This window comes from Pseudomonas sp. NPDC087626 (genome assembly GCF_044743405.1).
Taxonomy (GTDB): domain Bacteria; phylum Pseudomonadota; class Gammaproteobacteria; order Pseudomonadales; family Pseudomonadaceae; genus Aquipseudomonas.
The window spans coordinates 13,292-31,572 of the sequence record NZ_JBIUWJ010000046.1 but is presented as its reverse complement, the minus strand read 5'-3'; the positions used below and the strand labels follow the sequence as shown (position 1 = coordinate 31,572).

The 18,281-nt window shown below is 60.2% G+C and carries 15 protein-coding genes and 1 pseudogene; 7 read left to right on the top strand and 9 right to left on the bottom strand.

Features of this window, described 5'->3' with window-relative positions:
• Positions 1-284: 284 nt before the first annotated feature.
• Positions 285-1,294: pseudogene (locus ACIOVD_RS26070) on the bottom strand (DMT family transporter).
• Between ACIOVD_RS26070 and ACIOVD_RS26065 the strand changes: the two are divergent.
• Both ACIOVD_RS26065 and ACIOVD_RS26060 read left to right on the top strand, forming a co-directional pair.
• Positions 1,289-1,852 (top strand): helix-turn-helix domain-containing protein, encoded by a 564-nt coding sequence (locus ACIOVD_RS26065; protein WP_401131012.1) that lies wholly within the window; start codon positions 1,289-1,291, stop codon positions 1,850-1,852. The pseudogene ACIOVD_RS26070 and the gene ACIOVD_RS26065 sit on opposite strands and share 6 nt — an antisense overlap.
• A 63-nt stretch (positions 1,853-1,915) precedes the next feature.
• Positions 1,916-3,361, top strand: coding sequence for an FAD/NAD(P)-binding protein (locus tag ACIOVD_RS26060; RefSeq protein ID WP_401131010.1), 1,446 nt, complete (start codon positions 1,916-1,918; stop codon positions 3,359-3,361).
• A gap of 75 nt (positions 3,362-3,436) precedes the next feature.
• Here ACIOVD_RS26060 and ACIOVD_RS26055 read toward each other — a convergent pair whose 3' ends face one another.
• From ACIOVD_RS26055 to ACIOVD_RS26035, 5 genes are all read right to left on the bottom strand, one after another.
• Positions 3,437-4,204: an SDR family oxidoreductase gene (locus ACIOVD_RS26055; RefSeq protein WP_095171437.1), complete on the bottom strand. Its 768-nt coding sequence runs from the start codon at positions 4,202-4,204 to the stop codon at positions 3,437-3,439.
• A gap of 39 nt (positions 4,205-4,243) precedes the next feature.
• A complete protein-coding gene (locus tag ACIOVD_RS26050) occupies positions 4,244-5,311 on the bottom strand; it encodes a phosphotransferase family protein (protein WP_159996783.1) in 1,068 nt (355 codons plus the stop codon).
• A gap of 144 nt (positions 5,312-5,455) precedes the next feature.
• The gene (locus tag ACIOVD_RS26045; protein WP_095171433.1) at positions 5,456-6,421 is read right to left on the bottom strand and encodes a 2-hydroxyacid dehydrogenase; all 966 of its coding nucleotides are present in this window, start codon (positions 6,419-6,421) and stop codon (positions 5,456-5,458) included.
• Between the two features lie 212 nt (positions 6,422-6,633).
• Positions 6,634-7,074 carry a hypothetical protein gene (locus ACIOVD_RS26040; RefSeq protein ID WP_095171432.1) on the bottom strand — a complete coding sequence of 147 codons (441 nt, stop codon included), beginning with the start codon at positions 7,072-7,074 and terminating at the stop codon, positions 6,634-6,636.
• Positions 7,075-7,176: 102 nt separating this feature from the next.
• Positions 7,177-7,701 (bottom strand): DUF4822 domain-containing protein, encoded by a 525-nt coding sequence (locus ACIOVD_RS26035; RefSeq protein ID WP_401131006.1) that lies wholly within the window; start codon positions 7,699-7,701, stop codon positions 7,177-7,179.
• A 510-nt stretch (positions 7,702-8,211) separates the two neighbouring features.
• Here ACIOVD_RS26035 and ACIOVD_RS26030 point away from each other — a divergent pair.
• The gene (locus ACIOVD_RS26030) at positions 8,212-9,492 is read left to right on the top strand and encodes a serine/threonine transporter (protein WP_401131004.1); all 1,281 of its coding nucleotides are present in this window, start codon (positions 8,212-8,214) and stop codon (positions 9,490-9,492) included.
• 183 nt (positions 9,493-9,675) lie between these two features.
• Here the strand turns inward: ACIOVD_RS26030 and acnB are convergent, their stop codons facing one another.
• Positions 9,676-12,276 carry a bifunctional aconitate hydratase 2/2-methylisocitrate dehydratase gene (gene acnB, locus ACIOVD_RS26025; RefSeq protein ID WP_159998868.1) on the bottom strand — a complete coding sequence of 867 codons (2,601 nt, stop codon included), beginning with the start codon at positions 12,274-12,276 and terminating at the stop codon, positions 9,676-9,678.
• Positions 12,277-12,682: 406 nt separating this feature from the next.
• Between acnB and ACIOVD_RS26020 the strand changes: the two genes are divergently transcribed.
• Entirely contained in the window at positions 12,683-13,153 is a 471-nt protein-coding gene (locus ACIOVD_RS26020) for a DUF1289 domain-containing protein (protein WP_159996767.1), read from the top strand.
• Positions 13,154-13,218: 65 nt separating this feature from the next.
• On the opposite strand, the gene ACIOVD_RS26015 is transcribed toward ACIOVD_RS26020, so the two are convergent.
• Entirely contained in the window at positions 13,219-14,085 is an 867-nt protein-coding gene (locus ACIOVD_RS26015) for a universal stress protein (RefSeq protein WP_095171423.1), read from the bottom strand.
• A 224-nt stretch (positions 14,086-14,309) separates the two neighbouring features.
• Between ACIOVD_RS26015 and ACIOVD_RS26010 the strand changes: the two genes are divergently transcribed.
• The 3 genes from ACIOVD_RS26010 (at position 14,310) to ACIOVD_RS26000 (ending at position 17,087) form a co-directional block, all read left to right on the top strand.
• Positions 14,310-14,918, top strand: coding sequence for a tRNA-(ms[2]io[6]A)-hydroxylase (locus ACIOVD_RS26010; protein ID WP_095171421.1), 609 nt, complete (start codon positions 14,310-14,312; stop codon positions 14,916-14,918).
• 174 nt (positions 14,919-15,092) lie between these two features.
• Positions 15,093-15,800, top strand: a complete 708-nt coding sequence (locus ACIOVD_RS26005) for a winged helix-turn-helix domain-containing protein (RefSeq protein WP_095171419.1) — start codon at positions 15,093-15,095, stop codon at positions 15,798-15,800.
• Positions 15,801-17,087, top strand: a complete 1,287-nt coding sequence (locus ACIOVD_RS26000) for an ATP-binding protein (protein ID WP_095171417.1) — start codon at positions 15,801-15,803, stop codon at positions 17,085-17,087.
• 330 nt (positions 17,088-17,417) lie between these two features.
• Here ACIOVD_RS26000 and ACIOVD_RS25995 read toward each other — a convergent pair whose 3' ends face one another.
• Positions 17,418-18,218, bottom strand: coding sequence for a MipA/OmpV family protein (locus ACIOVD_RS25995; RefSeq protein ID WP_401131000.1), 801 nt, complete (start codon positions 18,216-18,218; stop codon positions 17,418-17,420).
• Positions 18,219-18,281: the final 63 nt, after the last annotated feature.

Genomic DNA, 18,281 nt, shown 5'->3' with positions numbered 1-18,281 from the left:
GCAGAATCCTACAAGTTAGACTGAATTTACCTGTTTATCATTGTTTCGGTGGTGGGTAGATGTATGTGCATATCCGTTGCTGCGGTAACGGCTACTTAGAGTTGCGCCCTGCTTTGCCTGGCTGGAACGTATCCCCTGTGGGAGCGGGCTCGCCCGCGATGGCGATCCCCACACACCACAAATCTGGGCAATACCCCAGCCCCCCGTAGCAGCTGCCGAGCCCGCGAGGCTGCGTTCGAGGACGCAGTCCTCGCCGCCCTTCAACCCGTCGAATCGCCATATCCCTACACAGCATCCTGTACCCGATCTGCAGCCTTCACCCTGACCTTCCACTCACTGACAATCACCGCCAGCACGATCAACCCCGCGCCAACCAGCGCCAATCCTGGCAACCGTTCCCCGGCAATCCTTCCGACAATCCCGGCCCACACTGGCTCGCCGGCGTAGATCAAGGTCGCGCGCGTTGGTGAGACGCTTTTTTGTGCCCAGTTCATCGCCAGTTGAATCGCGGCGCTCGCGGCGCCCAGGCCCAGGGCGCTGGCCAGTAGGAACCAGGAGAATCCGGGAATGACTTCCCCGGTCGGTACAATCATCAGCATCGCCAGGATCGAGGTGGTCGCCAGTTGCACCACCGTGACCCGCCGCACATCGACACGGCCGGCGTAGCTGCTGATCAGGATGATCTCGACGGCGATGGCCACGGCACTGATCAAGGTCACCAATTCGCCGGCATTGAAATTCAGCGATGCCCCGGCCGGGCCGCAGATCAGCATCAATCCGGCAAAGGCCAGCATGATGCCGATGCTGGGCATCAGCCCTGGCCGACGCCCCATCACCAGCCATTGCAGCAAGGGCACGAACGGCACATATAGTGCGGTGATGAAGGCCGACTGGCTGCTGGGGATGGTCTGCAGGCCGACTGTTTGCAGGCCGTAGCCGATCATGATCGCGGCGCCGATGAAGAACCCCGCCCTGAACTCGAACAGGGTCAGGTCACGCAAGCTGCGCCAGGAGAACAGGGCCACCAGGCACGCGGCGGCGGCAAAGCGCAGGCCGACGAAGAACATCGGTCCGCTGACGGTCATGGCGTGTTGCACCAGCAGGAACGTGCCGCCCCAGATCATGGTGATCAGCACCAGCACGCACTCGGCCTTGCTTAAACGCAGGCGCCGGGAAGAGGGATTGCAAGGGGTTGCCGGCGTCATGGTCTTGCGCGCTTCCTGAGTGGGACGCACAATGCGTCGACAGTTGGGCAGTATACTGCGCAATCAAAAAAGTGAGCAATATAGTGCACAAAGACCATGGCCAACGCGCCTCCGTCCTGCAACACGTCAGCCAGAATGTTCGCCGCCTGCGCCATGCCGCCGAACTGAGCCAGACTGCGCTGGCAGAAAAGTCCGGGGTCAGCCGACGGATGCTGGTAGCCATCGAGGCTGGCGAGAAGAACGTCAGCCTGACCACCCTCGACCGGGTTGCCGAAGCGCTGGACGTGGCCTTCAGCGACTTGATCCAAGCCCCCGATGCCCGTGATCCCAGTCGCATCAACGAGCTGGCCTGGGCCGGAGCAATCCCCGGCAGCCAGGCAGTGTTGTTGGCCAAGGCCAGCGCCAGACGCGAGGTGGAGCTATGGCAATGGCGGCTAGAGCCCGGCGAGAACTATCTGTCGGAAGCGGATGCCGAAGGCTGGAGTGAACAGGTGTATGTCTTTGAGGGTTGCCTGACGGTGGTGCTGGGCGATGAGGAACGGCTATTGTCGAGCGGTGAGTTCATCAGTTTTGCCAGCGACCGCACCCACGCCTATCGCAACGATGGCGCCGTGGCTGTCAGGTTTGTCCGTAACGTGGTGATCTAAATCTCATGTAGATTCTCTAAAAGCTATCTAAATCATTGAATTAAAAATAATTATGAGAAATTCATGAGCGAGATTCCCTGCGAGCAAACACCGCCGGATTTGCGTAGCGCCGATATCCTGATTGTCGGCGGTGGCTTGAGTGGTGCACTACTGGCAGCGCAATTGATGCGCCTGCCGGGCCGACGCCAGGTGCTGGTGATCGAACCGCGCGCCGAACTGGGTCGTGGTGAGGCCTACAGTGCCGTCGAACTGGGCCATACCCTCAATGGCAACGCGGCGCGGATGAGCGTCGATCCGGACAATGCCGATGACCTGAGCCAATGGCTGAGCACCTTCATCGCCACCGGTGGCTGGCCGGAATCGGCAGAGCAAGCGGTGCCGGTTGCCGAGTTGTTCCCGCCGCGGGGGCTGTTCGGGGTCTATGTGCAACAGCGCCTGGCGCAAGCGCAGGAACAGGGTGCCCTGCAGGGCTCGAGCGTCGAGCATGTGCGCGGCGAAGTGGTGGACCTGCAGGTCGATGCCCAGGCGACCTGGTTGACCTTGAGTGACGGCAGCCGGCTACGCGGTGAGTTTGCGGTGCTGGCCACTGGCATGTTCCCGGCGGCGAGAACCCCGCAAACCCACTCCTGCGGAGTCAATGCTGCGGCGCTCGATCCCTGGGACGTGGCGGCGATGGCGGAACTCGATCCGCACGCGACAGTGATGATCATCGGCTCCGGCCTGACCATGGTCGATGCCGTGGTCTCGTTGGAGCAGGCCGGCCACCGTGGACCAATCGAAGTGTTCTCCCGCCACGGCCTGCTGCCGCATGTGCGGCGGCAACCGCCGGAGTGGATGGATTTCCTGGCCCAGGACCCGGACATCCGCAGCCCCCGACAACTGCTTCGCGAGGTGCGCCGCCAGTGCCGGGCGGCGCTGGCCCAGGGCATCGACTGGCAAGCGCCGCTGGACACCGTGCGCGCTCATATCGCGCGCTTGTGGAGCCAGGCCACGGACGTGCAGCGCCGGCAGTTCGTGCGGCATGTGCGGCCCTGGTGGGAAAGCCATCACCACCGTTCGTCACCCCTGAGTGCCGAATTGGTGGCCCGTTTGCATGAGCAGGGACGGCTGCGGATTCACGCAGCGTCGTTCAAGGGCCTGCTGCCGGCGCACGAGGGTCGGCTCAGCCTGGCGCTGCGGCGACGCGGCGAGTCTGAGATAACAGTGGTCGACGGCGATGCCTTGATCAACTCCAGTGGCATCGAATACGACTGGCGCCGGGTTGCCCGGCCATTACCCCGGCAGTTGCTGGTCCGTGGCTTGATCCAGCCGGGGCCGCTGGCCCTGGGGATTGCCGCGCGAGCCGATGGGGCAGTGATCGACGCCCAGGGCCAGGTCGCCCAACGGCTGTTCGCCATGGGTCCACCCTTGCGGGGCATGTGGTGGGAAAGTACCGCGGTGACGGATGTGGCAAGCCAGGCCAAGGCGCTGGCGCAGCGGTTGGTGCGGGGCCACCAGCCACCCCTATAGACGCTGCCGAAGGCTGCGATCTTTGATCGAATGCAGCTTCGTTGCTCTCGGCAGCTCCTACAGGCTACCTAGCGGTCAGGACAGGAAGCCGCCATCCACATTCAACGAAACCCCAGTGGTATAGCTGGACGCATCGCTCGCCAGGTACAGCACCGCGCCCGCCATTTCACTCGGCGCAGCCACGCGCTTGAGCGGGATCTGTTGCAGTGCGGTATTGAGGATCGCGTCGTTCTTCACCAGCGCCGAGGCAAACTTGGTGTCAGTCAGGCCCGGCAGCAGGGCGTTGCAACGAATGCCGAACTGCGCACATTCCTTGGCAAAGACCTTGGTCATGTTGATCACCGCGGCCTTGGTCACCGAGTAGATGCCCTGGAAGATACCCGGCGAGATGCCGTTGATCGACGCCACGTTGATGATGCTGCCGCCACCGTTCTCGCGCATCAGCTTGCCGGCTTCCACCGACATGAAGAAGTACCCGCGGATATTCACATCGACGGTTTTCTGGAAGGCCCCCAGGTCCGTGTCCAACACGTTGCAGAACTGCGGGTTGGTGGCAGCGTTGTTGACCAGGATATCCAGGCGGCCGAACTGTTCGCGGATCCCGGCAAAGACCTGGCTGATCTGCTCCATTTCTCCAATGTGGCAAGCAATCGCAGTAGCCTTGCCACCTTCGGCGATGATGGCGTCGGCCACGTGCTGGCAACCCTCGAGCTTGCGGCTCGACACGATCACATGGGCGCCTTGCTGGGCCAGCAGCCGGGCAATGGCCTCACCGATGCCACGGCTGGCGCCGGAGACAAACGCGATCTTGCCGTCGAGGTCGAACAACTGAGTCTTGGACATGGTTTTTCCTTGTGAGGGGGCGTGGCGCCGGAAGGGCGGTCAGAGGCTGGATTTGTGGATCACTTGCAGGCTCATCTGCTCCAGCAGCTTGTTCATCGAGATGAACTGCGCAAAGCGTTTGTCCTGGGTCTGGCCATGGAAGAAACGGTAGTAGATCTGCTGCACGATACCGGCCAGGCGGAACAGCCCGTAGGTGTAGTAGAAGTCGAAATTGTCGATCTGGATGCCTGAGCGTTCGGCGTAGTAGTCGACGAACTCACGCCGGGTCAGCATGCCGGGGGCATGGCTGGGTTGGCGGCGCATCAGTTGCACTGGCGCCGGGTCGGCGGCCTCGATCCAGTAGGCGAGGGAGTTGCCCAGGTCCATCAGCGGATCGCCCAGGGTGGTCAGCTCCCAGTCCAGCACGCCAATGATCTGCATTGGGTTGTGAGGGTCGAGGATCACGTTGTCGAAGCGATAGTCGTTGTGCACGATGCTCGACGTCGGGTGGTCGGCTGGCATCTTGTCGTTGAGCCAGGCCTTGACCGCCTCCCAGCTCGGCGCATCCGGGGTCAGGGCCTTGTCGTAGCGCTCGCTCCAGCCACGAATCTGCCGCGCCACATAACCTTCAGGCTTGCCCAGGTCGGCCAGGCCACAGGCCTGGTAGTCGACGCCATGCAACTCGACGAGCTTGTCGATGAAGCTCTTGCACAGTGCCTGGGTCTTTGTCGCATCCAGGCCCAGCTCCGGTGGCAGTTCGGAGCGCAGGATGATGCCCTTGACCCGTTCCATTACATAGAACTCGGCGCCGATCACCGCTTCGTCGGTGCAGTGCACGTAGGCTTTGGGGCAGTAAGGGAAGCCGTCCTTGAGCTGGTTGAGGATGCGGAACTCGCGGCCCATATCATGGGCGGACTTGGCCTTGTGGCCAAAGGGCGGGCGACGCAGGACAAATTCCTGCTCGGGGTATTCCAGCAGGTACGTCAGGTTCGACGCACCGCCGGGGAACTGGCTGATCTGCGGCAACCCGCTCAAGCCCGGAATGTGGGCCTTGAGGTACGGATCGATCAGGCTGGCATCGAGTTCTTCGCCTGCGCGAATACGGGTGGACTGGTCGTTAAGCGCCATGCTTATCCCTTCTGCTTATTCTGGATGGCAGGAATTATTGGCTAATCTAATGCGCACACCCGGCACCCACAACCACGGCGGCCCTTTATAGGTGAGCGTGTTGCCGGTTAATCATTGCTTTTGATACAGGCGTTTGAAAGTGCTTCAGCGCAGCGCGCGCCGAACCGCCGGTGGCAGTTCTATGGGGGTCAGCAGCGGGCGACTGGAGAAGAACGCCAGCAGGTTCTGCCCCACCAGTTCCACGGTGCCCTGGGTCGCTTCGGGCGACAGGCCCGCGACGTGAGGGGTGAGGATCACATTGTTCAGGGCCTTGAGCGCATCCGGCACCAGGGGTTCGTCATCGAACACATCCAGGGCGGCTCCGGCGATCCGGCGCTGCTCCAGGGCGCTGATCAAGTCGCTGGTGACGATCACGCTGGCGCGGGCAATGTTGACGATAAAACCGTGGGGACCGAGGGCGTCCAGCGCCTGCTTGTTGATCAGGTGCTGGGTGCCCAGGCCGCCCGGGGTGCAAACCATCAGAAAGTCCGAGGCCCGCGCCAGTTCGGTGGGGGTGGAGCAGAAGTCATAGGGCACGTCGTTGCGCACCTGGCGGTTGTGGTAACTGACGCTCATGTCAAAACCATTGGCCGCGCGCTTGGCGATAGCCATGCCCACCGCACCGAGCCCGAGTATGCCCAGGCGCTTGCCGGCGAGGGAGGGGCGCATGATTTTTGGCCATTCGCCGCGGCGCACTGCCGAATCGGCCCGGGGAATGTCACGCACCAGTGCCAACAACAGGGCCATGGCATGGTCGGCCACCGATGAGGCGTTGACCCCCGCACCATTGGTCACGCGAATGCCCCGGTTGCTGGCTGCCTGCAGATCGACCTGCTCGTAGCCGGCGCCGATCACGCAGATGATCTTCAGGTTGGGCAGGGCGGCGATTTCTTCGGCATACAGACCCAGTGGCCCGCGAGTCAGCACTGCGTCGATTTGCCCGCCGTAGGTGTTGATGGCTTGGGTGCGTTCGGTAGGAGTGGGGGCGAGGATCAGGTGAAAGCCTTGGTGTTCGAGAATCGGCAGGTAGTCGTTGATGGTTTCAACCAGTACAAGGACAGTTGCGGGCATTACTTTGCTCCTGTAGTCGGCGGCGTGGCGGGCGTCATGCGTCGTTTCAGAGTGCTGATTCCAGAACCAATTGGCAATGGTGGTTGATCACGGTTGCAGTGTTTTCCAGTCTGGCCTGCTTCGCGCAAGAAGCAAATTTATGATGCTGGGCCACCGCAAGCGCAGTGACGTCTATGCGCAGCACACTGCAAAGGCAGTGTGCTGCTGCAATGTCACTGGGCTGTTGGCGACTGGTTTGCCCTGTTTTGTTCCGCCAGTGCGATGGCTTTGAAATCATAGGTCGGATAAAACTCGGTCCTGTATGCTCCCCACGCCGTATTTTCGAGTGCGAGATTTACTTCTGCCAAGCGAGAGGCTGGAAGTCGTAGTGTGACCACTTGCCCAATGCCCATCATGATGTTCCAACTGACAACCTCGACTCCCGCAGGTGGAAATGTCTTGTAAAATCCTTGACTGGCAAGCTGAGTCTTCAGTTCGCCCAAGGGCCTTGACTGATCATGTTTTAAAAAAACAGTCAGCATGACTGCATTCTCTGGCGTAGCAACGGCATTTTTTGCAGCGGAAGTTGTTGTGGGCTGCGCGCTGACCGCACTGCAAAAGAGCGAAGTAACAAGTAGTGTGGGTGCCAGCAGTGTTCTGATTATTTTCTGCACGGTGACTCTCCATGTTTTGGTTTGGCGGCTGAAGTATTTCAAAGGAGGCTACAGTTTGGCTGGGGTCTCTCAGGTCGATAACATAAAGTCGATCGGTTGATATTAGTCGGTGACAGGTGTGCCTGGCTTGAGCGCGGACTTAGTTTCTACTGAACCAGTGTAAGGGGCATGAACAACATAGATGCGCACAGGGGGGGTGTTTTGTCCCGTATGGTGGGGGACTTCACGAGAGTAAGTGAACTCGTTTCGATTCAGTGCTTCCAGGCGCCTGACCACTGTCTTGATTGGCCCGACATCGGGTACCAGAATGTGGGTCTTATGATCGCCAGTGACGAAAAAGTACCCGCCGCCGCCATTGCTGTACTTGGATTCGCCTGTGTCAGTGTAAAAAAACTCGTAGCGATTGCGTTCCGGGTCCCACGTTGATATTCCAACCACGCCTGGATAATTGTCTTTCACGTCCGTTTGGGGGGCGCCCTCGATATACACCTTGGTTGTCAGCCATCGAGCAGAGGAGGCCATTTCCCGGATGTCGGCAATGGCGGGGGGTTGTTGCGCAAAGCTACTAAGTGGACATAACAGTGCCGCGAGAAGCAGGCATTTAAAAGTCACCTTGTTTTTTTGCATGAGGTTATCGCCTTCTGAGGATTTTGCAGGTTGCTGGTTATTAATTATCAGAATTAAAAGCGCAAAAAAATATAGCCCTGGAAGACCTGTTGCTCAATAGCGGGGTGGTGGCTTGTAACAATTACGTGCGTTTATTTGGAGTAATGTTTTGTCTTGTTTAATTGTGTTCGGGTTGTAGGGCTATTCCTACTTATATAAATTGATGGATTATATTGCGTTGTTAGTCGTTCAGTCCCGGTTTAGAAAACCTTGTGCTGCTCAAGGATTTCATCGGATAACGATTGCCCCTGAGTGCCTGCTACCAATTTCAGTATCGACACCAAGACTCCAGCAGAACAGAAAACCCCCTGTCATTTATCTGATCCGCACCACCGCTCCTCAGCTAAGTCTTTGCTTCTGTTCATTAATACCGGACAATCGCGCCCCTGTTTCGGCCAGGGCGCTGCCTGTCAGCTTTTTCTGACTCGTCCTGACCGGGTGGCAAATACCGGAATGCGGAGATCCGACCGGATGAATGATCAGGCCAATAGCGTTGATGAGCGTTATGAAGCGGCGGCACCAGCAAGCCTCACTAGCTGGAATCGTCATGACACCACCTGGATGCTGGGCCTGTTTGGCACGGCGATTGGTGCGGGAACCTTGTTTTTGCCGATCAACGCAGGTGTTGGCGGTTTCTGGCCGCTGTTGATCCTGGCGCTGCTGGCATTCCCCATGACCTTTTATGCACACCGGGGCCTGACCCGCTTCGTGTTGTCCGGTCGCGAGGGCGCCGACATCACCGAGGTGGTCGAAGAGCATTTCGGCCTCAAGGCCGGCGCGCTGATCACCTTGCTGTACTTCTTCGCGATCTTTCCGATCCTGCTGATCTACAGCGTGGCTTTGACCAACACCGTTGGCAGCTTCCTTGAGCACCAGTTGCACATCATGCCGCCACCGCGGGCGATCCTGTCGTTCGTGCTGATCCTTGGCCTGCTGGCGGTGGTACGTTGTGGCGAGCAAGTGATCGTCAAGGCGATGAGCCTGATGGTCTACCCGTTCATCGTCGCGCTGCTGTTCCTGGCGGTGTTCCTGATTCCGCACTGGAATGGCGGCATCCTCAGCACCGCGAGCACCCTGCCAGAGCCTTCGGCGTTGCTGCATACGCTGTGGCTGGCGATTCCGGTGATGGTCTTCTCGTTCAACCACTCGCCGATCATCTCGGCGTTCGCGGTGGACCAGAAGCGTCGTTATGGCGTCCACGCCGAAGAACGCAGCTCGCAGATCCTGTCCCGCGCTCACCTGTTGATGGTGGCGATGGTGCTGTTCTTCGTCTTCAGTTGCGTATTGACCCTGTCGCCTGCGCAGTTGGCCGAAGCCAAGGCGCAGAACCTGTCGATCCTGTCGTACCTGGCCAACCACTTCAGCAACCCGACCATCGCGTTCGTGGCGCCGTTGATTGCGTTCGTGGCGATCTCCAAGTCGTTCCTGGGTCACTACATCGGTGCCAGTGAAGGCCTCAAGGGGTTGATCGTGAAAAGCGGCAAGCGTCCGGGTGCCAAGGCCCTGGACCGCATGACTGCGGCGTTCATGCTGGTGGTGTGCTGGATTGTCGCGACGCTGAACCCGAGCATCCTGGGCATGATCGAGACCCTGGGTGGGCCGATCATTGCGGCGATCCTGTTCCTGATGCCGATGTACGCGATCCGTAAGGTGCCGGCGATGGCCAAGTACCGTGGTCAGGCGTCGAATGTGTTTGTCACGGCGGTGGGGTTGGTGGCGATTACAGCGCTGATTTATTCGTTTATTGGGTGATTTGGTTGTTTCGTTTGTAGAGAATGCGGCTGATCCAGTTTGTGGGTTGGCCGTTTTTTTTGGCTTGGGGTGGGGGGCATAACAACGGATATGCCCCCCCAACACAAGAGCCACCACATTCCCCGAGCACAAAAAAACGCCGCGTATCTCACGACACGCGGCGTCTTCTACAACAACGAAGCCTTAGGCTTGAACAACCGGGATGTTGGCGTTCGCAGCGGCTTCACGGAACTCGGCGATCTGGTCGAAAGACAGGTAGCGGTAGACATCGGCCGCCATGCTGTCGATCTTGCCAGCGTATTCCATGTACTCCTCGACGGTCGGCAGGCGACCCAGGATCGAAGCCACGGACGCCAGCTCGGCCGAAGCCAGGTAGACGTTCGCACCATCACCCAGACGGTTCGGGAAGTTACGGGTCGAAGTCGACACCACGGTCGAGTTCGGCTCTACACGTGCCTGGTTACCCATGCACAGCGAGCAGCCCGGCATTTCCATGCGCGCACCAGCTTTGCCGTAGATGCCGTAGTAGCCTTCTTCGGTCAGCTGGTGAGCGTCCATCTTGGTCGGCGGCGACAGCCACAGACGGGTTGGCAGCTGACCCTTGACCTGCTCCAGCAGCTTACCGGCAGCGCGGAAGTGACCAATGTTGGTCATGCACGAACCGATGAACACTTCGTCGATCTTCTCGCCAGCAACGCTGGACAGCAGACGGGCGTCGTCCGGATCGTTCGGCGCGCAGAGAACTGGCTCCTTGATCTCGTTCAGGTCGATTTCGATGATTTCCGCGTATTCGGCGTCAGCATCGGCAACCATCAGCTCAGGGTTGGCAATCCAGGCTTCCATCGCTTGGGCGCGACGTTCCAGGGTGCGCGCGTCGCCGTAGCCTTCGCCGATCATCCAGCGCAGCAGGGTGACGTTGGAGCTCAGGTACTCGGTGATCGACTCTTTCGACAGCTTGATGGTGCAACCGGCAGCCGAACGTTCGGCCGAGGCGTCGGACAGCTCGAAAGCCTGTTCGATGCTCAGGTTGTCCAGGCCTTCGATTTCCAGGATGCGGCCGGAGAAGGCGTTCTTCTTGCCTTTCTTCTCTACGGTCAGCAGGCCAGCCTGGATCGCGTAGTAAGGAATGGCGTGAACCAGGTCACGCAGGGTGACGCCCGGTTGCATTTCGCCTTTGAAGCGCACCAGGATCGATTCCGGCATGTCCAGTGGCATCACGCCAGTGGCTGCGGCGAACGCTACCAGGCCGGAACCGGCCGGGAACGAAATGCCCATCGGGAAACGGGTGTGGGAGTCACCACCGGTGCCGACGGTGTCCGGCAGCAGCATGCGGTTCAGCCACGAGTGGATGATGCCGTCGCCCGGACGCAGGGATACGCCGCCACGGGTCATGATGAAGTCAGGCAGGGTGTGGTGGGTGGTCACGTCGATCGGCTTTGGATAGGCCGCGGTGTGGCAGAAGGACTGCATCACCAGATCGGTCGAGAAGCCCAGGCACGCCAGGTCTTTCAGTTCGTCACGGGTCATTGGACCGGTGGTGTCCTGGGAACCCACGGTGGTCATCTTCGGTTCGCAGTAGGTGCCTGGACGAACGCCAGTCACGCCGCACGCCTTGCCGACCATCTTCTGCGCCAGGGTGAAGCCCTTGGTGCTTTCGGCAGGTGCTTCCGGCTTTTTGAACAGGTCCGAAGGTGGCAGGCCCAGTTCGGCACGTGCTTTTTCGGTCAGGCCGCGGCCGATGATCAGCGGAATACGGCCGCCAGCGCGAACTTCGTCCAACAGTACTGGCGTCTTCATTTCGAAGGTGGTCAGGACTTCGTCGGTGCCGTGCTTGCAGACTTTGCCAGCATGCGGGTACAGGTCGATCACGTCGCCCATGTGCATGTTGGTGACGTCGAATTCGATTGGCAGTGCGCCAGCATCTTCCATGGTGTTGTAGAAGATCGGAGCGATCTTGCTGCCGAAGCAGAAACCGCCAGCGCGCTTGTTCGGCACGTAGGGAACGTCGTCGCCGAAGAACCACAGCACCGAGTTGGTAGCCGATTTACGCGACGAACCGGTACCGACCACGTCGCCGACGTAGGCGATCGGGAAGCCGGCGTTGCGCATTTCTTCGATCTGCTTCATCGGGCCGGTGACGCCTTGCTGGTCAGGCTCGATGCCTTCACGGGCCATTTTCAGCATGGCCAGGGCGTGCAACGGGATGTCTGGACGGGACCAGGCATCAGGAGCAGGGGACAGGTCGTCGGTGTTGGTTTCGCCGGTGACCTTGAATACGCGCAGGCTGATCTTGTCGGCCAGGGTCGGGCGGTTCTTGAACCACTCGCCGTCAGCCCAGGATTGCAGGACGCCTTGGGCGTGTGCGTTGCCGTTCTTGGCTTTTTCCGCGACGTCGTGGAACGCATCGAACATCAGCAGGGTGTGCTTGAGTTGGGCGGCAGCGACCGGGGCCAGTTCGGCGTCGTCGAGCAGGTCAACCAGGGTCACGATGTTGTAGCCGCCCTGCATGGTGCCGAGCAGTTCTACAGCGCGTTTTTTGTCGATCAGAGGGGAAGTGGCTTCGCCCTTGGCCAGGGCGGACAGGAAACCAGCCTTGACATAGGCTGCTTCGTCCACGCCAGGTGGAACGCGATTGGTGATCAGGTCCAGCAGAACGGCTTCTTCGCCAGCCGGGGGGTTCTTCAGCAGCTCGACCAGGCCTGCAGTTTGTTCGGCGTTAAGCGGCTGGGGAACGATACCCAGTGCTGCGCGCTCTTCGATATGTTTGCGGTAGGCTTCAAGCACAGTTATTACCCTCATCAGTGGTCCCAAATGGGTGTCCGGGACGCTCATCCCGAAATTGCCGTACTCATGCGCTGCGTGGCGTTGTGGGCCGCTTAGCCAGAATTACCGACAATTCCTTACAGAAGCTGCTTTCAAAGTTTTACGCCTGCAGAACGGGAGCTGATGAGGGTTGGCGCAAGGTTTTTCACCGCTGAAAAACCCTTCGCCAACACCGCTCTGAAGGAACGACTGTGCTCGTGACGCTTTGAAAACAGCTTCTAACGGACATTGGCGCCTAAAAAGGCTGGCTGATTCTACGGCAAAAAAAAATTAAAGGTAAGTTCGACCCTGAACTTTGAGGGGTGATGAATGTTAGACAAAGGGCTAACATGCCGGCCTGTCCTGCTTTCTCGCGTCCTGCCTACCTATGCCCAATCAGACTATCAAGACCCCCTGCATCGGCCTCTGCTCCACTGTTTACGGGGATCTGGTGTGCCGTGGTTGCAAGCGTTTCCACCATGAAGTGATCCATTGGAACGGTTACAACGAGGAAGAAAAACGCGCCGTGTGGCTGCGTCTTGAGCAATTGCTGGTGCAGGTGATGGCCGGCAAGCTGGAAATTTTCGATGCCAAGCGCCTGCGAGAGCAGCTGGAATCACGAAAAATCCGCTTTGTGCCCCACCAGTCGGAATATTGCTGGGCCTATCAGTTGATTGCCCGTGGGGCGCGGGTGATCAACAACCTGGAGGCCTATGGGATGGTGCTGCTGCCGGAGTTTCGCGAGTGGAACCTGCCGGAGCTGCGTGATGCCATTGATCGGGAATTTTTCCTTTTGTCCGAGGCGCATTACCAGCGGTACATCGCCCCGGGTTTTCTCAAGGATGTATTTGGCGGCTAGGTTAAAAAACCTCGCCGGCAAGCCGACGCCCAAGGTGGGGTTGGCTCACCAGCGAAAGCGCCTCATCAGGTCTCGCTAGACGCCAATTCCTCCAGGTGATCCATGATCTCCTGCGGCTTGAGCACCAGCACGTCGCTTTCCAGCGAGTCGAGCACCACTTCCGCGGTATTGCCGATCAACGCCCCCGAGAATCCGCTGCGCGCCACGCTGCCGATCACCGTTACCGCCGCCTGCAGCTTGTGGGCCATGTGCGGAATCAATACATCGGCCGGGCCTTCCTCGACATGCAGGTGCTCGTCATCGATGTCGAACTCGGCCTGGAACGCCTTGCAGTCTTCGCGATAGCGCGCCTCGATGGTTTCCTTGAGCTGGAACACCGGGTCGGCGGCCGACAGCATCGGCGACGGATGCGCGGTGATCACATGCAGTTGGGCCTTGGCCAGGTGAGCGATGTCGAACCCATGATCGACGATAGTGGCGTGCAATACCCGATGTTCGGGGTCGTTGTTCCCCACGTCGATGGCCGCAAGGATAGTCCCGCCGGTCCAGGGTTTGGCGGTTTTCACCAGTAGCACCGGGCTCGGGCACTGGCGCAGCAGTTTCCAGTCGTCCGGGGTCAGGAGGAATTTTTTCAGCGGATTGTCGGCAAAGTGCTGCTTGACCACCAACCCGCAGCCTTCGGCCTGCTGCACATCGACAATGGTGTCGTGCACGGTTTCGTTCCAGGCCTGCTCGGTGGTAACGCTATGGCCTTCGCCCACCAGGCTGGCCTTGAGCACGCTCAACAGTGCCGAGTGATCATGCTTTTTATCGCAAATCAGCAAATGCAGGTGCGCCTGGGTGACCCCGGCGATCAACTTGGCGCGCTTGAGCGCCAGGCTTTCTTCGGGGGAGGGCTCAATCACCACCAGAATGCTGCGGATGTCTTGCATGGTCAGGATCTCCGATGACAAAAAATAAGCGTGTTGAACAACTATAGATGCTGGTGGTGATCCAGGGCCTTGATGCATATCAAGTGCAGCGACTGGTGGTCTGCCGGCAGCCCGGTATAATCGCGCCTCGCTTTGAACCTTTTGCCCGTGAGCCCCATGTCATCGATCCCTGAAATCCTCGCCGTCCTGCCCCATGGTCCTGTTGAACTGTCGGAAGTGAGCCAATGATCCTTCCCGAGATTCATCAGTTCCTTGGTTGCCGGACGCCGGACGGTTGGGTTCAGGCGGCGCTGGCCGATCAGGAAACCCTGCTGATCGACCACAAGAACTGCGAGTTCAAGGCCGCCAGCACAGCGTTGAGCCTGATTGCCAAGTACCACTCCCATGTTGACCTGATCAACCTGATGTCGCGCCTGGCCCGTGAAGAACTGGTGCACCACGAGCAGGTCATGCGCCTGATGAAGAAGCGCAAGATCGCGCTGCGCCAGCTGTCCGCCGGGCGTTACGCCTCGGGCCTGCGCAAGGTGGTGCGCAGCCACGAGCCGGTCAAACTGGTGGACACCCTGGTGGTCGGGGCCTTTATCGAAGCGCGCAGTTGCGAGCGCTTCGAGGCACTGGTGCCGCACCTGGACGAGGAACTGGGCAAGTTCTACTTCGGCCTGCTGAAAAGCGAAGCCCGGCACTTCCAGGGATACCTGAAGCTGGCCTATCAGTACGGCGACGCCAAGGATATCGCCCAGGTAATCGAGCGGGTCCGCGCTGCCGAGCAGGAGTTGATCGAGTCGCCGGACGTCGAATTTCGCTTCCACAGTGGTGTACCGGCCGCCGCCTGACACCCGCCGGGTAATTGTCAAAGAACCCGGGGCAATTGTTAAAAACTCTTAAGAGTATGAAAGATCACTGAAAACCGTCCGCCAAGGGCGGTTTTTGCCGTCTGTCGTCTGCGTCCCGCCGCCGATTGGCGCCATAATGCGGCCCCTTCACTCAAGGCGTGGTCGACGGTCGTTATGGATAACCTGGGTTTTGGCAAAGTATTGCTGGTGGAAGACGACGAAAAGCTCTCCGGGCTGATCGCCTACTTCCTGTCCCAGCACGGCTTCGAAGTGCGGCAGGTGTATCGCGGCGACCTGGCCCTGGCCGCGTTCATCGAGTTCAAGCCGAAGATGGTCGTACTCGACCTGATGCTGCCGGGCCAGAGCGGGCTGCACCTGTGTCGCGAGATCCGCAGCCTGTCCGATACCCCCATCGTCATCCTCACTGCCAAGGAGGATGACCTCGACCACATCCTCGGCCTGGAGTCTGGTGCCGACGACTATGTGATCAAACCGATCAAACCACCGGTGCTACTGGCCCGCCTGCGTGCCCTGCAACGCCGCCAGGTCCCGGAAAGCACGGTGCGCGGTTCGCTGGAGTTCGGCGGGCTGCTGATCGATCGCAGTTGCCGCGAAGTGCGCCTGGCCGGCGAGCTGATCGAACTGACCACCATGGAGTTCGAGTTGCTGTGGTTGCTGGCGAGCGCGGCCGGCAAGACCCTGTCCCGGGACGACATCCTCAACCGCATGCGTGGCATCGCCTTCGACGGCCTCAACCGCAGCGTCGACGTGTACATCAGCAAGCTGCGGGCCAAACTCAAGGACAACCCGCGCGAGCCGGTGTGCATCAAGACCGTGTGGGGCAAGGGCTACCTGTTCAATCCGTTTGCCTGGGAGCTCTAGATGCTGCGTCTGTTCTTTGGCCTGTTCCTGGTGCTGGCGATTGGTCTGGTGGCGGCCATCGAGGTGGTGGACCGGACCTTTACCGCGGTCCTCGACGGTGACCTGAAAACCTATAACCGCGAGGCGGTGCGCGGGCCTGCCTATTCTCTGGTGGAGCAACTGCGTGAGCTGGATGGGCCGGGCCGCCAGGCGCAACTGGAAAAACTGCGACCCCATTACGGCCTGCGCCTGCAGTTGGTCGAGCCGGCCGAGTTGGCGCTGAGCGACACCGAGCGGGCTGAGCTGGCGGATAACCTGATGGTGGTCCGCGACACATACACCCAGTTCATCTCGCGCATCGACGACGGCGAGCAACTGCTGAGCATCAAGCTGCCGGAGGAGCCCAGCCACACGACTATCTACATGCTTCTGGCCTACAGCATGCTCGGGGTGTTGCTGGGCATCGTGCTGTTCTTCTGGGTCCGCCCGCACTGGCGTGACCTGGAAAAACTGCGTCTGGCCGCCGAGCGCTTTGGCGACAATGACCTGACGGCGCGGATCCAGTTGTCCAAGCGCTCGAACATTCGTGACCTGGCCGAACACTTCAACCAGATGGCGGCGCGCATCGAAGGCCTGATCGCCAACCAGCGCGAGCTGACCAACGCGGTGTCCCATGAACTGCGCACGCCGATTGCGCGACTGTCGTTCGAGCTGGACCAGCTCAGGCAGCAGGCTGATCCGAGTGCCAACAAGGCGCTGATCGCCGACATGTATGCCGACCTCGGCGAGCTGGAGGAGATGGTCTCCGAGCTGCTGACCTACGCCAGCCTGGAGCGCGGCGCGACGGTCATCAGCCGGGAAAACATCCAGGCCAACAACTGGCTCGACAGCGTGGTCGGCAGTGTAGCGCTGGAGGCCGAAGCGGCCGGGGTGCAGTTGCTGATCGTCGAGTGCCAGCTAGCGCAGGTGCGCCTGGAGCCGCGCTTCATGGCCCGGGCGGTGATCAACCTGCTGCGCAACGCCATTCGGTATGCCGAGCAGCGGGTGGAAGTGTCGTTGGTGCGTAACGGCGATCACTATGAAGTGCGGGTCAATGACGATGGCCCCGGCGTGCCGGTGGAAGGGCGGGAGAAGATCTTCGAACCGTTCTCGCGCCTGGACGCCAGCCGCGACCGCCGCACAGGAGGCTTCGGCCTGGGGCTGGCACTGGTGCGGCGAGTGTCGCAATCCCATGGCGGGCACGTGCACGTGACGGACTCGCCGTGGGGCGGGGCGTCGTTTCGCATGACCTGGGCGCACCTGGATTAACCAGCAAACCCCACAATGACGGTGTTCACAACACAAAACTGTGAGCGACAGCTTGCTCGCGATGGTCGTCAACGATTACACGTGCATTCAGGATGCCCGCGGCGTTCTCCAGCTCATCGCGAGCAGGCTCGCTCCCACAGGTGTATCGCCGGTTGCGATTCTTCACTGGCAAGCCAGCTGCCACGATGAACACAAAACTGTGAGCGACTACAAACCCTGTGGGAGCGAGCTTGCTCGCGATGGTCGTCAACGATTACACGTACATTCAGGATACCCGCAGCGCTCTCCAGCTCATCGCGAGCAAGCCATCTGCCACAATGACTGTGCCCCTCAAAAGGTGTACACCACCTGCCCAGCCACAGCCGTCTGCCACCGTCGCTCGACCAGTGGGCTGTCGGCGGCATCGCCGTTGAGGTACTGCAGCGCCAGCACCGTGGACACGCTCCATTGCTCATCGATCGGCAGGGACCAACTGAGGTCCGCGCCGCGACTGACCAGCCCAGCGTGGGTGTCGTGTGCGCGCAATTGGCTGCGCGAAGCCTGTTTGGTGCTGACCCCATACCAGGTGCGCACATAGTTGCCGTCACCGAACTGACTGTTGAGACTGCCCAGCAACTCGCCGTAGGCACCCTTGTACAGCGGGGCGCTGATGCTCAACTTCAGGTGGTTGTAGGCCGAGCCGGTGTCATGCTCGTCGTCCTTTTCCAGCGCGTGTTCGAAGGTCGCGCCAAGGATGGCTTCGCCCAAGGGGTAGGTGGCCTCAAGGCCGAACACCGGGCGCGATTGGATCGAACCCATGCCATTGAGCGCGTCGCTGCCGTGGAACTGCGATTTGCGGTCCTTGCGCGCATCACTGGCGCCGACATACAGGCTCAGGCCAAAGTCGTCCTCGTCAAAGGCCCAGCCCAAACCCTTGTCGCTGTCCAGGAAGAACCCATGAGGGCTGGTGATCTGCACACCCAGCAGTGGTGCACTGACCCGCTCGTCGCTGCCGCTGTAGCGGGGCAGGTTGGCGATGCCGGTGTGCACACTGGCGTGCCAGTCATCGGCAGGCAACGGCTCGGCGCCGATCAGCAGGCCGAAGGAGGTGAAGACGAGGCACAGGCACTTGCGGTTGTTCAGGGAAGACATGGGGCACCCAGGGGAAATTAGGATGCCGCCATGCTAGGCGCGCGAACTCAGGCAATCTTTGAC